Source organism: Paraburkholderia sp. OAS925, assembly GCF_040543975.1.
Taxonomy (GTDB): Bacteria; Pseudomonadota; Gammaproteobacteria; order Burkholderiales; family Burkholderiaceae; genus Paraburkholderia; species Paraburkholderia graminis.
In genome coordinates, this window is record NZ_JBEUNO010000001.1 from 918,043 (window position 1) to 932,617 (window position 14,575).

The window sequence follows — 14,575 nt, forward strand, 5'->3', positions numbered from 1 at the left end:
AGCGCTTACTCCGGTCCCATGCTAGCGGTCAACCCAAGTCTGGCACCTCAGCGCTTACCCCAGTCCATCAACCACGGTTATCAATCATTGTCAGCCGAAGCGATTCTGCAGCAACCGTTTCATTTTACGCCGATCGTTTGCAGGCCGGCTCGAGTCCTTGCAGGCCGCCGACGATCACTGCGGCCGGGACGTCGCTCCTATAATGGCGGCGGCCGCCCGATGCGCGCAATATGTTCGATGCGATAGCTGCGCCGCGACTAACCAGCCGCCGCCAAGCATGATCAACGCCCACCGGCCAACGTATCGGCCGAGGCATCAGCGACTCCGCCACACCACCCGCATCCCGACCGACCAACCAGAGGATCACCATGGGTAACCGCCTAACCAAAATCGCCACCCGCACCGGCGACGACGGCACCACCGGCCTCGGCGACGGCCGGCGCATACGCAAGAGCAGCGCCCGCATCGAGGCAATCGGCGACGTCGACGAACTCAACTCCAATCTCGGCGTGCTGCTGTGCGAAAACCTGCCCGAGAACGTGCGCGCGGCATTGGTGGCGATCCAGCACGACCTGTTCGACCTCGGCGGCGAGCTCTGCATTCCTGGCCACACGATGATCGCCGACCGCCACCTCGCACAACTCGACGGCTGGCTCGCCGACTACAACGCCGCATTGCCGCCGCTCAAGGAGTTCATCTTGCCGGCCGGCTCGCGGGCGGCGTCGCTTGCTCACGTCTGCCGCACGGTTTGCCGCCGCGCCGAACGGGCGATTGTCGCGCTCGGCGAAGAAGAGACGATCAACGCGGCACCGCGCCAGTATGTGAACCGTCTGTCGGATTTGCTCTTCGTGCTCGCTCGCGTGCTCAATCGCGCTGACGGCGGCACCGACGTCCTCTGGCAGCACGACCGCGGTCACGGCTAGGCAGCAGACGCGATTCTGTAGGCATCAACGCCAGGGCAATTCAGCCTGCGACAATCTGTCTGGGCGAGGGCGCTCTATAAGATGTATCGTATGCGCATCTTTAAGGAGAAGTACAAATGACCGCCCTTACCGCCGACCAGATTGCCCGCGTCAAAGCCACGGTTCCCGTGCTCGCCGAACATGGCACGACCATCACCAAGCATTTCTACAAGCGCATGTTCGCGCATCACCCGGAACTGAAGAATCTCTTCAACCAGACGCATCAGCAAAGCGGCAATCAGCCCGAGACGCTCGCTCGCGCCGTGTACGCGTACGCGGCCAACATCGACAATCTCGGCGCGCTCGGCCCGGCCGTCTCGCGAATCGCCAACAAGCACGCGAGCCTGAACATTCGGCCCGAGCACTATCCGATTGTCGGCCGCCATCTGCTGGGTGCGATCGTCGACGTACTCGGCGACGCGGTCGATCAGCCGACGCTCGACGCGTGGCAGGTCGCGTATGGCCAACTCGCGAACATTTTCGTCGGCACCGAGGCGAAGCTGTACGAAGGCGCGGCATGGAGCGGCTTCCGCCCGTTCAAGGTGGCGCGCAAGCAGGTGGAGAGCGACGAGATCACGTCCTTTTATCTGACGCCTGCCGACGGCACCGCAGCCTGTGAGTTCGAACCCGGCCAATACGTGAGCGTCACGCGCTTTGTCGACAAGCTGGGCGTCGACCAGCCGCGGCAGTACAGCTTGTCGGATGCGCCGCATGGCAAGTGGCTGCGCATTTCGGTCAAGCGTGAAGACGGCCGCGAGGACGCCGCGCCGGGTCACGTGTCGAACCTGCTGCATGCGGGCGTGGAGGAGGGCACGATCGTGCACGTGAGCGCGCCGATGGGCGACTTCACCCTCGATCGCAAGAAGATCACGCCGGTCGTGCTGATGAGCGGCGGCGTGGGCGTCACACCGATGACGTCCATGCTGTCGACATTGCTCGCCGACGGCAGCGAGCGGAGCGTCACTTTCGTTCACGCATGCCGCAACGGCCGCGTGCATGCGTTCCGCGAGTGGCTCGACGATACCGCTGCGTCGCATGCGAACGTGAAGCGTGTCGTGTTCTACGAAGCCGTTGATGCAAGCGACCGGCAGGGCATCGACTACGATTTCGAAGGCCGTCTCGACGTGACGAAAATCGCGGATCGCGTCATCGCGCTGGATGCCGACTACTACATTTGCGGCCCCGTGCCCTTCATGCGCGCGCAGCGCGACGCGCTGGTTGCATTGGGCGTGGAGCCGACGCACATTCACACTGAAGTGTTCGGTTCGGGCGCGGTCGAGTAAGCCGGTCGATGTAGCAGGTCAGGCAAAGCGCGCGCGCTCGCTGCCAGCAGCGAGCCGCGCGAATCCGCCAACCTCGCGCGCTATCCCACCGCCATCGTGACCGGCTTGCCAATCCGGCTCAACATTTCGACGAGCGTGTCGATGGTGAACTTGGTGGTTTTCTTGTTCACCACGTCCGAGACCCGCGGGCGCGAGACCATGAGAATTTCCGCGGCCTCCGCTTGCTTCAGATGATGCTGCTCGATCCACGTGGACAATTCCGTCATGAGCTGCTCCTTGAGCAGCCTCGTGTCGTTGATCTGCTTTTGCGACGCCGCGTGCAGACGCTTCGCCTCGTCGGCGGAAAAGCCGAGTTCGAGAAACACGTTTGCGCCGGGCTTTGTCACGTGACGAATTTTGGTGTCGATCGTCATTTGTTAAGGTTTCCTATCGTTAATGATGGCGCGATACCGCGTTTCGGCAATCAGTTTGTCGTGCGGCGCGAGCTTCTGGGTTTTCTTCTGCATGCAATGAAGCACGTAAAGCGCTTCTGCAAACTTCGTGACGTGCATCACGCGATAAATGCCGTTCTCTTCCCGGATGCGAATTTCGCGCGTTCCAGGACCCACCGAGTCGAACGGTTTCCAGTCGTCAGGGTCGAGACCCGCCTGGATCTTGCCGATCTGAAACCCGGCTTGCCGACGTGCCTCTTCTGGAAAGGCGAGCAAATCGCGATAGCTGGAGCCTAGCCAGCGAACTTCTTTTTCCAGCGTCATAACCGCCTTCAATGTACAAAATATTATACGCAAATTCCCGCCTGGTCAAGTCATTCGCGACCCGGCGATGAACTGCTACGGTACATAGACGGCGGCATCTCCACCATTCGTCCGTTCGGCCAACGAAATAAAAAAACCCGGCTGTGAACTGCACGAGCCGGGTTTCTTAACGCTGCAAACCGCATTCTTGCGATGCGGTCAAACGGTAAAACCACAAAACAAAAAATCAGTTGCCGCTTCCCCGCGCCACGCGCCGCTGTTTGACCGCGTCGGCGAGACCTTCCAGCACGGCGACGCTTTCGTCCCAGCCAATGCATGCATCGGTGATGCTCTGACCGTACGTGAGCGCGCAGCCTTCCTGCAAGTCCTGGCGGCCCGCCACCAGATGCGACTCCACCATCACGCCGACAATTCGTTCGTCGCCCGAAGCAATCTGGCGGCCGATGTCCGCGCACACCGGAATCTGGTTCTCGTGCTTCTTCGAGCTGTTCGCGTGGCTTGCGTCGATCATCAGGCGCGCCGCGAGTCCGGCCTTGCCGATGTCCGAGCACGCCGCGTTCACGCTCGCAGCATCGTAGTTCGGCGTCTTGCCGCCGCGCAGGATGATGTGGCAGTCCTCGTTGCCCGCCGTCGATACGATCGCCGAGTGCCCGCCCTTCGTGACCGACAGGAAATGGTGCGGCTGCGACGCGGCCTTGATTGCGTCGACGGCGATCTTGACGTTGCCGTCCGTGCCGTTCTTGAAGCCGACCGGGCACGACAGTCCCGACGCGAGTTCGCGGTGCACTTGCGACTCGGTGGTCCGCGCGCCGATCGCGCCCCACGAGATCAGATCGGCGATGTATTGCGGGCTGATCATGTCGAGGTACTCGGTGCCCGCCGGCAGACCCAGTTCGTTGATGCGCAACAGCAGCTCGCGCGCGGTGCGCAAACCCTCGTTGATCTTGAAGCTGTTGTCCATGTGCGGGTCGTTGATGAGGCCTTTCCAGCCCACCGTCGTGCGCGGCTTTTCGAAATACACGCGCATCACGACTTCGAGTTCGCCCGCAAAGCGCTTGCGCTGTTCGACGAGACGCCCCGCGTATTCCATTGCCGCTTTGGTGTCGTGAATCGAGCACGGTCCGACGATCACGATCAGGCGGTCGTCCATGCCATGCAGGATCCGATGCATGGCGGTGCGCGAACTGTAGATAAGGTCGGACACTGCTTCGTCGCAGGCAAATTCGCGGATCAGGTGCGCCGGGGGCGTGAGCTCTTTCAATTCTCGAATGCGGACATCGTCGGTGTTGTGCGGGGGCATGTTGTTCTCCTGAATCGGTTCGTAGCGTGTTCACGCGGGCGGCGCGTGCAAGGCAAAGTGTTCAAAGGCTGAATGAGCAAAGACTGAAGGCGAAAAAAAACCGCCAGACTCGCTGGCGGTTTTTCGGGAATTCTCGGTGTTCTGCGTGCACTAACACCCCTCTCGATCCGCCAGCGGTCTGAGATACCAAAAAAAGTAAAAGTAAAACTTGGCGGACATGGCGAAATGGAGTCGCTGGTCAAAAAAGGGTGATTGACTTTATAACCCGGGGAAGCTCGGCTGGCAAGCTATGCGGTCTAAAAATGCGGAAAAGCCGCACGATCCAGCGCTTTCACGCATGAATCGTGCGGCCGGAGTCTCGTCAGGCCGTGCCGCCCACCGTCATCCGGTCGATACGCAGCGTCGGCTGGCCGACGCCCACCGGCACGCTCTGGCCTTCCTTGCCGCACACGCCGACGCCCGAATCGAGCTTCATGTCGTTGCCGATCATGCTGACGTATTTGAGCGATTCCGGGCCGCTGCCGATCAGCGTCGCGCCCTTGACCGGGTACGTGATCTTGCCGTCCTCGATCATGTACGCCTCGGACGCCGAGAACACGAACTTGCCGTTGGTGATGTCGACCTGGCCGCCGCCGAAGTTCACCGCATACAAGCCGTTCTTCACCGACTGAATGATTTCCTGCGGGTCCTTGTCGCCGTTGAGCATGTACGTGTTCGTCATGCGCGGCATGGGCAGCGCGGCATACGATTCACGACGCGCGTTGCCCGTGACCGGCATCTTCATCAGGCGCGCGTTGAGCGTGTCCTGAATGTAGCCCTTCAGAATGCCGTCCTCGATCAGCGTCGTGCACTGCGTCGGATTGCCTTCGTCGTCGATATTGAGCGAGCCGCGGCGATTCGGCAGCGTGCCGTCGTCGACAACCGTCACGCCCTTCGCCGCGACCTGCTCGCCGATGCGTCCCGCGAATGCCGACGAGCCCTTGCGGTTGAAGTCGCCCTCGAGCCCGTGGCCGATCGCCTCGTGCAGCAACACGCCCGGCCAGCCCGGCCCGAGCACGACCGTCATCGCGCCGGCCGGAGCGGGGCGCGCTTCGAGATTCACCAGCGCCGCGTGCACCGCGTCGTCGACGTAACGCGACAGCACTTCGTCGGTGAAATAGCTGTAGTCGAAGCGGCCGCCGCCGCCGCCGCTGCCAATTTCGCGGCGGCCGTTCTGTTCGGCGATCACCGTGACCGAGACGCGCACGAGCGGCCGGATGTCGGCCGCGAAGCCGCCGTCGCTGCGCGCGACCAGCACGACGTCGTATTCGCCGGCGAGGCCCGCCATCACTTGCTGGATGCGCCGGTCGCGGCCGCGCGCCATGTGTTCGATGCGCTCGAGCAGCTTGACCTTGGCGGTGGCGTCGAGCGAATGCAGCGGGTCGGCGGGCAGATACAGATCGCGCCCGGCGATGCCTGTCAGCGACGACGCCACCTTGATCTTCTGCTTGCCGCCGCCCGCCTTCGCGATGGCGCGCGTGGCGATCGCCGCCTGACGGATCGCCTCGGGCGACAGATCGTCCGAATAGGCGAAAGCCGTGCGGTCGCCCGACACGGCGCGCACGCCGACGCCCTGGTCGATGCTGAAGCTGCCCGACTTCACGATGCCTTCCTCAAGGCTCCACGCTTCGCTGCGCGTGGCCTGGAAGTACAGGTCCGCGTAATCGACGCGATGCGTGAAGATCTCGGCGAGCGTGCGGGTGAGCAGCGATTCGTCGAGACCGTAGGGCGTCAGGAGGATGTCCTTGGCGGTGGCGAGATTGCGGATACCAGGTTCGATGATGTTCATGCGAAGTATGTTCTGCTCGATACGAAGGATTCGGTTAGCGCCACGCTCACTATATGAGTGACGGACGCCGCAGTTTCAATGTCACGTGTTCTAGCTCAGCACCCGATGACGCCATGCGGGCAGACTCTGCCGCACCTCGTCGATGCGCGTGCGTTCGAGCGTCCCCGCGACCACGCCGGCGCCTTCGTCGCGCACCGCGACGACTTCGCCCCACGGATCGATCAGCATGCTGTGGCCCCACGTGCGGCGGCCATTCTCATGCTTGCCGCCTTGCGCCGCGGCCAGCACGTAGCACTGGTTTTCGACGGCGCGCGCGCGCAGCAGCATTTCCCAATGCGCGCGGCCCGTCGTGTAAGTAAACGCCGACGGCACCACCATCAGCGCGCAATCGCCCAGGCGCCGGTACAGCTCGGGGAAGCGCAGATCGTAGCAGACCGACAAACCGACGCGGCCGAACGGCGACTCGAAGGTGCGGACTTCGCCGCCGGGGCAAATGGTGCGCGCCTCGTCGAACGATTCCTCGCCCTTTTCGAAGTTGAACAGATGGATCTTGTCGTAGCGCGCGGCCTCGTTACCCTCGGGGTCGAACACGAGCGTCGTGTTCAATACGCGCGACGGCTCCGGCGCCGTGATCGGCAACGTGCCGCCGATCACCCATACCTTGTGGCGGCGCGCGGCATCGGCGAGAAAACGCTGGATCGGGCCGTCGCGATACGCTTCGCGAACCGCGAGCTTGTCGGTGTCCTTGAAGCCCATGAAGCAGAAGTACTCGGGCAGAAGGACGAGCTGCGCGCCGTCGGCGGCGGCTTCGGCGATCAGACGTTCGGCGTCGGCGAGATTGCGCTCGCGATCCGGCGTGCTCACCATTTGCAGCGCGGCGACCCGGAAGCTGCTTGACTGACTGCTCGCCCGTTCGCGCTGCGCACTATCAAGCGCAGTGTCGGACGAAGCGTGGGATGAAGACGAAGAGACGTGTGTTTCGCTCATGAGCGTTTCGGAAAACTCCCGGCAAGGCGGCGCGACAGCCGGCGCCGCATACGTCGTTCAGGGCAGGCTCGTGCCGCCGGTGTGCGTCACTCGAAAGCGCCTACTCGATGCGCTGACCGAAGCCGTCCGATCGCGATGAACGAAGCCACGGTTACGCGCTAACTTGCAGGCTCAGTTCGCGCCGGCGGTCGAAGCTGGAGCGTCCATCTTACCCCGATCGCTCTTGACCCGCTCGATGTGCGGTTTCGACCAGGAGCCCGTTATCGCATAGTCTCGCGCGAACGCGTGCGACACCGATTTGCTGAACGCGAGGTCCGCCACCAGCGCGCCCAGCCCGAGCAGCGGGTTGATCACCGCGGCCGCGACGACCGCCGCGCCGGCGCTCACCGTCGGCACGATCTTGACGTGCATGTCCTGCGTTTCCTGCGCCAGGTCGACCGAGCCTTTCATCTCGGCGCGGGCCGGCGCGGTCACCATCTCGAAGTTTTCCGTGCGGCCGATGCCGTTGCGAATCTGCGCCGTCCCCGTGACATGCTCGAAGGGCAGACCTTCGCCGATCACGTCACGGAAATTGAGCGTCGCGAAGCGCGCGAGGCTTTGCAGGCTGAGCACGCCGAGCAGCTTGGCGACGCCCGGATCGACCTTGAGAATCTGCCCATGCCGCAGATCCACGGCGATATTGCCGTTGAGCGTCGGATAGTCGATCGCCGTCGGGCCGCCGCGCCACACCATCTTGCCGTTGAGCGTGCCGCTGCCCGCCTTCAGCGTGCGTGGCTGGCCGAAGCGCTCGAGCAGGCCGCCCGCGTCCTTGATGTCGAGCTTGAAATCGAACACCGTGCGCCGCGGCGTGCTTTCGTCCGCGGCGTTGCCGAGTTCCGTGGAGGTGCGCCAGTTCGCCGTCGCGGTTAACGTGGCCGCAGGATTCGCGATATCGAGCTTGTCCAGTTGCCAGACCGGCACGCCGTCTTCGTTGAAGTTGTGCGCGAGCACTTCAAGCCGGCCGATGTCGCGGTCGCGCACGATCAGCTCGTTGACGACCAGATCGATCGACGGCATGTTTTGCGCCGGCGCCGACATCGCCTGGCCGAGCAGATCCTTGTCGGCGACCGACGGAATCACGACGCGTGCAAAGCGCGCCTGCAGCGTGCCCGGCGATGCCTTGTCGGCGCCCGGCAGCCACGAAACGTGACCGGACACCTGATTCGACGCGATGTTCGCCTGCCATTTGCCGTCCGCGTGCGAAGCGCCGACGATCACGCTCTCCCAGTGGCGCTTGAGCAGCGTCAGCGTGCCGATGTGCAGCGCGAAGCGGCTTGGCAGAAACTGCGCGACGGTCGGATTCGGGGTTGCGGGCGGGACGGGCGCGGCGGGCGCCTCGTTGCTGCGCAGTTGTGTAATCAGCGCGCGCCACGCATCGGCGTCGAATGCGTCGACGTCCACGGCGGCGATCACGCCTTCGCTCGGCAAGTCGGCCGGCCGGTTCACGCCGATGGCGCCGCGCACCACCGTCGGCGGGCTTTTCGGGTCGTAATGCAGCAGATAGCGCGCGGCGATGGGGCCGAAGTCGAGCTCGGCGCGCTCGAGTCCGCTTTCGCCGGCGAGCGTCGACGGACCGGCACTGGCGCGCAGCGGCATCGGCGTGCCGACCGGCTTGTTGAACGGCGCGGGGAAGTCGAGCGCGAGGCCGGTCAGGTCGGAGTTCGCGGTCAGTTGCGGCAGCTTGCCTTTGGCGCCGCGCACCGTGAGCGCATACGGCGCGCTGCCGCTCATGCGCGTGAGGACCTGCGCGGCCGGGCCATGCAGATCGAGGCCGCGCGCGGCCTCGACGGCGATATGGCCGTTCATGTCGAGCGCGTAGGTGCCGTCCTGTTTCAGCCCGCCGCTCGCCCGCACATCGCCGCCGAGGAACTGCGCGGTGAGCCGCTCGGTCTGCGCGCTGCGCTCGGTGAAGCGCACCTTGCCCTTCACTTGCGACAGCGGCGGCACATTAGCCACGCTCAAACGATTGTTCTGGAAACCGAGCGCGCCTTCCACGCCGATATACGGCTTCGGCGTGCGCGGCACCGTCAGCTTCAGCGCGAGCGACGCCGGCCCTTCGGCGCGGATTTTCTCGGTCTGATGCCGCGCCATGATGCCAAGCGAGCTTTCGTTCACGTAGTCGAGCATGTCGGCGAGCGGCCCGAGCCCGTCGCCCTTGATGACCAGATTCGACTCGCGCGTGCCGAGGTCGTCGATCCTGCCGTTCACGCCGTGCAGCGCGACGCGCTTGTAGCGTGCCCGGTCGATGTCGAAGCGCAGCACGTTCTGCCTGATCTCGAACACGCCGTCGATGCCGTCGAACGCCGGCCACACGTTCGGCGTGCCGTTGCGCATGTTGCGCGGCGGGTACGGCGACGGGTCGAACTTGCCGCCCTTGAACGGCGCGACGATATGGAAGATGCCCGCTTCGGGATCGCGCGAGTAGGGGAATTTGGTGAGGTCGCCATGCACTTCGATCTTCGCGCCGCGCGACATGCCGGCCTGCAAGCCATGACCGAGATACATGCGCAGCTTCTCGCTGATGCTGGTCGGCAGATAGCGGACGATGCGCGACACCTGAGCGCGCTCGAAGTCGGCGGTCAGATCCAGCGAGCCGCGGCCGTGGCCGGGGTTGCTGTAGTCCGCGCTTGCTGTAGCCGCGACGTCCGCATTGGAGACGCCTAGCTCGGCCAGCTTCACCGTGAACGCCGGATGGTTCTCGCCGGGCGCCTTCGGCGAAATGGTCCAGTCGGCGCGGCCATGCAGCCGGTCGAGCGTGAGGCGCGGATCGTCGAACACGCCCGGCAGCGTGATCGCGACGTTGGACGTGTCGAGCGTGGCGGTGCCACGGCGTTGATCGGCATCCACGCGGCCCCACAGATTTTCGATGCCCGGAATGCCGGCGCGCGGGTGATTGCGCGCCGTGAGCCCCGGCGGCGGCTCCTGCGCGGCGACGCTGATGCCTTGCAGGTCGCCCGTGAAGCGGTAGCGCTCGATCGGCTCCGCGCCGGTCCCATGACGGTCGCCGCCCGGCTCGCCGGATTCCGGCTTGCCGCGCTCGACTTCGATCAGGTAGTTGGCGACGAGCCCGCGCGGGTTATAGCGCACGAGGCTGTTCAGGAGCGCACGCGGCAGCGGCAGCGCGCGGCTGAACTCCGCGAGTATGCCCAGGTCGACGCGATCGCCCGACACGCTGATGAACTGCCCGTGTTGCTGCGAAGCCGTCCGGTAGTGCCCGTTCAGCGTCTGGAACGCGAGCGTGCGCGTGAGCGGCGTGCCGTCCTCGAGCGGCGGCTGTCCGAGTTCGGCGCGCATGTCGTTCAGTTGCAGCTCGTAATCGCCTTGCTGCGCTTGCAGGCGCCAGCCGAAATTCGCGATCGGCAACAGCAGCTTGGGCTGCGTGGGCCGAACTCGCAGCGCGACGTCGGCGCCGGCCATTTGCCCGCTTGCCGAAGTCATGCGGCCGTCGGCGAAATCGACCCAGATTGCGTTGTCGATGCGGCCCGCAAACGTCTCGATCGGGAATTTGATGTAGCGAGCGAGCGTCGGCAGATCGACTGGCCCGGTCGAGACATACGCCTGTCCTTTCCAGTTGATCGGCTTGCCGATCGCGGCGAGCGGCGCGTGCCGGAAATGCGTGCGGAAATCGAGCGGGCCGCGCAGCAACTGGCCGTCGGGCGGCGCCTGAAGCGCGAGGCGGTGATCGTAGCCGTCGTTGAGAATGGCGATGCGGATGTCGCGCAGCGCGAGCTCCGGCGCGTCGCGCTGGGCGTCGCGCCAGCGCAGCACGCCGCCGCGCACGACGATCGCCTGCTGGCGCACGAGCCACGTCGACAACGTGTCGTTGCCGCTATGACGCGTCGGCACCGGCACGCCGGCGACCGACAGCACGCCGTCGCCGCCGCGCGAAATCAGCACGTCGGGCTGGTCGACGATCAGACTCGACAGCGCCGGATGGAATTGCCAGAGCGAGCGCCAGGACAGCGTCGCGGTGGCGTGCGGAATGGTGAGCGCGGGTTTGCCGTCATGGTCGCGGATCACCAGATTCGTGATGTCGAGCCCCGGCTGAAACCCGCTCCAATGCGGCGCCAGTTTGCCGATGGTGAACTGCGCATGCAGCTTGTCGGAGACGGTCGCTTCGATTCGCGGCCGGAACGTGTCGACGCGCGGCAGCACCACGTAGCGCAAGCCGAGAAACAGCCCCGCCGCGATGAAATAGAGGACGAGCGCGAGCGCGAGAACAACGTGGAGCGTCCGGCGCAAGACGACGTGGTCGCTTCCGCTCACAGGCCGGGCCGGCCCGGTTTCCTGCGGGTCGGCGGATTCGTTTCGCTCGGACATGCTGCGGCGGGTGGGCGTATGGTAGTTTTGCGGATTAACGACGAAATGTAACACACGGGAAAGCGTCGACAGGACTTCCGGAAAACCCTGTCAGGGGCCCGCTGCACGACCCACATCGGCGCGCAGCAAACCGTCGTGCGACGAGCCGCTGATCCGCGGTTCATGCCAATCAAGCAACGAGCGAGCCAGACCTTTGATGACTCACGCCACTCTCCTGAGTTCCAGCTATTCACATTACGCGGCGCGCGCCGTGGCGGCCCGTCCGCAGCTCGTCGCGCAGGTGGCGGAGCTTGCGTCCGGGCCGTTGACGCGCGAGCGCATCGACGCCCGCTTCGACGCGCTGTGCGCCGAAGCGGCCGGCGGCGCCGACGCGCCGTTGACGGAGGCCGCATTGAAGCGCGCGTTGCGCCAGTTGCGCACGGAGGTCTTCTGCGCGGTGATGGAGCGCGACCTGGCCGGCGAGGCGGACGTCGCCGAAGTCACCGGCGCGATGACGGATCTCGCCGAGACCACGATCCAGCGCTCGCTCACGGTGCTGTCCGCCGAACTCGAAACGCTCTTCGGCGAGCCGCGCGGCCCGCAGGGCGAACGGCTCACGCTCGGCGTCGTCGGCATGGGCAAGCTCGGCGGCCGCGAGCTGAACGTCTCGTCGGACATCGACCTGATCTTCATCTACGAAGAGGACGGCGAGACGGCGGGCGGCCAGCGCGCGCCGATTGCCACGCAAGACTTTTTTACGCGCCTCGGCAAGCGCCTGATCGGCGCGCTCGCCGAAGTGACCGCCGACGGCTACGTGTTTCGCGTCGACATGCGTTTGCGTCCGAACGGCGATTCGGGACCGCTCGTGTGCAGCCTCGGCATGCTCGAGGAATATTTCTACGTGCAGGGCCGCGAGTGGGAGCGTTATGCGTGGATCAAAGGCCGGCTCGTGTCCGAAGGGACGAGCGACGCGGCGCAGCGCCTGTCGAAACAACTCGATGCGATCGTCACGCCGTTCGTCTACCGCCGTTATCTCGACTTCGGCGTGATCAGCGCAATCCGCGCGCTGCATTTGCAGATTCGCCAGGAGGCGCAACGCCGTGCGTCGATGCGTCCCGACAAGGCCGACGACATCAAGCTCGGACGCGGCGGCATCCGCGAAATCGAATTTAGCGCGCAGGTGTTCCAACTGATTCGCGGCGGCCAGGACGCCGGTTTCCGCGTGCGCCCCACGCTCGCCGTGTTGCGGCACGCCGCGACGCATGGGCTGATCGACACGTCGGTGTGCGTGAAGCTCTCACAGGCTTATCGCTTTTTGCGCGAGCTCGAACATCGGCTGCAATATCGCAACGACGCGCAGACGCACGCGATGCCGGTCGATTCCGAGGAACGCGTGGCGCTCGCGCGCGCAATGGGCTGCGACGACTATCCGATGCTGATGGAGCGGCTCGACGCGCATCGGGAATTCGTCGAACAGCAGTTCGACCAGATTTTCGCCGACAAGGTGAGCGGGCCGCGACGGCTGCGGCGCGCCCGAAGACGGCGCGGCAGTGTGGGTCTGGAGCAGCGCGCTCGCGGACGACAGCGCGGCGGAGGCGCTGCATGCGCGTCTCGTCGAACTGGGCGTGGCCGAGCCCGCCGATCTGCTCGCGCGGCTGCGCGGCGTCTGGCAATCGTCGCGCTATGCCGGACTCGCGGAGCGCAGCCGGCAGCGCTTCGACATCGTCGCGCAGCGCGCGCTCGAAGCCGCGCGCACGCTCGAGCCGCCCGAGCGGCGCGGCGACACGCTCGCGCGTCTGTTCGATCTGCTCGAAGCCGTGGGCCGGCGCGGCGCGTACCTCGCGCTGCTCACCGAGTATCCGCAAGCGCTGCATCGCGTGTTGTCGGTGCTGGGCGCGTCGCGCTGGGCAGCCGGTTATCTGATCCGCCATCCGCAACTGCTCGACGAACTGCTCGACGACGAAGCGCTGAACACGCCGTTCGACTGGCCCGAGTTCAAGCGCACGCTGCGCTTGCGGCTGGCCGCGGCGGACGGCGTCGAGCAGCAGATGGACTTGCTGCGCCACGCGCACCAGGCCGAGGTGTTCCGTATTCTGCTGATCGACCTCGCGGGCAAGCTGAGCGTCGAGCATGTGAGCGACCGTCTGTCCGAACTCGCCGATGCCGTGCTCGACGTCACGCTCGAAGCCGTCTGGAAGCAGTTGCCGAAGCGCCACCGCGACGCGCCGCGATTCGCGGTGATCGCTTACGGCAAGCTGGGCGGCAAGGAGTTGGGTTATGCATCGGACCTCGACGTGATCTTTCTCTACGACGATCCCGACGATGCCGCTTCGGATATCTACTCCACCTACACGCGCCGCCTGATTACGTGGCTGACGACCGCGACCGGCGCGGGCACCTTGTTCGACGTCGATCTGCGCTTGCGGCCGAACGGCGAGTCGGGCCTGCTCGTTACCGATCTCGACGCGTTCCGCCGTTATCAGTTGCGCGAGGGCGACGCGGCCAACACCGCGTGGGTGTGGGAGCACCAGGCGCTGACTCGCGCGCGCTACTGCGCGGGCGACGCGCAGATCGGCGCGCAGTTCGAGGCGATCCGCGAACAGGTGCTGACGACGCCGCGCGACGCCGCGCAGCTTGCGGACGAAATCGTGGAGATGCGCGAGCGCGTCGCCGCCGGGCATCCGAACCACACGACGCTGTTCGACCTCAAGCACGATCGCGGCGGGATGGTCGATATCGAGTTCACCGTGCAGTATTGGGTGCTGTTGCACGCGGCGCGCGATCCTGAGCTGATCCGCAATACCGGCAACATTGCGCTGTTGCGCGAGGTGTCGCGTCTTGGGCTGATGAGCGAGGCGGAAGCCGAGACAGTCGGCGCCGCTTATCGCACGTACCGGAAGCTGCAGCACAAACTGCGGCTCGATGGGATGGAGAAGGCGCGGGTGGAACCGGGGTTGGTCGCGGCCGAGAGAGATGCGGTGCTTGGGCTTTGGGAGCGGGTGTTTGGGCGGGGGTGAGGTGGGATTTTTGAGGATGGGGGCGGGTAACGGGCGACGGGTCGCTGCGGTCGACTGACGGCCAGCGGCGACCGGAGCCAACGGCCTGCAACGGCCAGCGACGGC

8 protein-coding genes and 1 pseudogene are annotated in these 14,575 nt (G+C 65.2%); 3 read left to right on the forward strand and 6 right to left on the reverse strand.

What is annotated here, in order from left to right; genetic code table 11:
- Window positions 1-368: 368 nt before the first annotated feature.
- Both ABIE53_RS04105 and hmpA read left to right on the forward strand, forming a co-directional pair.
- The gene (locus tag ABIE53_RS04105; protein ID WP_107707318.1) at window positions 369-923 is read left to right on the forward strand and encodes a cob(I)yrinic acid a,c-diamide adenosyltransferase; all 555 of its coding nucleotides are present in this window, start codon (window positions 369-371) and stop codon (window positions 921-923) included.
- A gap of 116 nt (window positions 924-1,039) precedes the next feature.
- Entirely contained in the window at window positions 1,040-2,245 is a 1,206-nt protein-coding gene (hmpA, locus tag ABIE53_RS04110) for an NO-inducible flavohemoprotein (protein ID WP_107707317.1), read from the forward strand.
- A gap of 80 nt (window positions 2,246-2,325) precedes the next feature.
- On the opposite strand, the gene ABIE53_RS04115 is transcribed toward hmpA, so the two are convergent.
- The 6 genes from ABIE53_RS04115 to ABIE53_RS04140 all read right to left on the reverse strand — a co-directional run bounded on the left by ABIE53_RS04115 (window position 2,326) and on the right by ABIE53_RS04140 (window position 11,474).
- A complete protein-coding gene (locus ABIE53_RS04115; protein ID WP_006047896.1) occupies window positions 2,326-2,658 on the reverse strand; it encodes a helix-turn-helix domain-containing protein in 333 nt (110 codons plus the stop codon).
- 3 nt (window positions 2,659-2,661) lie between these two features.
- Entirely contained in the window at window positions 2,662-3,000 is a 339-nt protein-coding gene (locus ABIE53_RS04120) for a type II toxin-antitoxin system RelE/ParE family toxin (RefSeq protein WP_107707316.1), read from the reverse strand.
- 226 nt (window positions 3,001-3,226) lie between these two features.
- Entirely contained in the window at window positions 3,227-4,300 is a 1,074-nt protein-coding gene (aroG, locus tag ABIE53_RS04125; RefSeq protein WP_006047894.1) for a 3-deoxy-7-phosphoheptulonate synthase AroG, read from the reverse strand.
- A gap of 361 nt (window positions 4,301-4,661) precedes the next feature.
- Window positions 4,662-6,128, reverse strand: a complete 1,467-nt coding sequence (gene tldD, locus ABIE53_RS04130) for a metalloprotease TldD (protein WP_006047893.1) — start codon at window positions 6,126-6,128, stop codon at window positions 4,662-4,664.
- 90 nt (window positions 6,129-6,218) lie between these two features.
- Entirely contained in the window at window positions 6,219-7,115 is an 897-nt protein-coding gene (locus tag ABIE53_RS04135) for a carbon-nitrogen hydrolase family protein (RefSeq protein ID WP_107707315.1), read from the reverse strand.
- Window positions 7,116-7,286: 171 nt separating this feature from the next.
- The gene (locus ABIE53_RS04140) at window positions 7,287-11,474 is read right to left on the reverse strand and encodes a YhdP family protein (RefSeq protein WP_192700025.1); all 4,188 of its coding nucleotides are present in this window, start codon (window positions 11,472-11,474) and stop codon (window positions 7,287-7,289) included.
- A gap of 196 nt (window positions 11,475-11,670) precedes the next feature.
- Here ABIE53_RS04140 and glnE point away from each other — a divergent pair.
- Window positions 11,671-14,470 (forward strand): annotated as a pseudogene (gene glnE / locus ABIE53_RS04145) (bifunctional [glutamate--ammonia ligase]-adenylyl-L-tyrosine phosphorylase/[glutamate--ammonia-ligase] adenylyltransferase).
- Window positions 14,471-14,575: the final 105 nt, after the last annotated feature.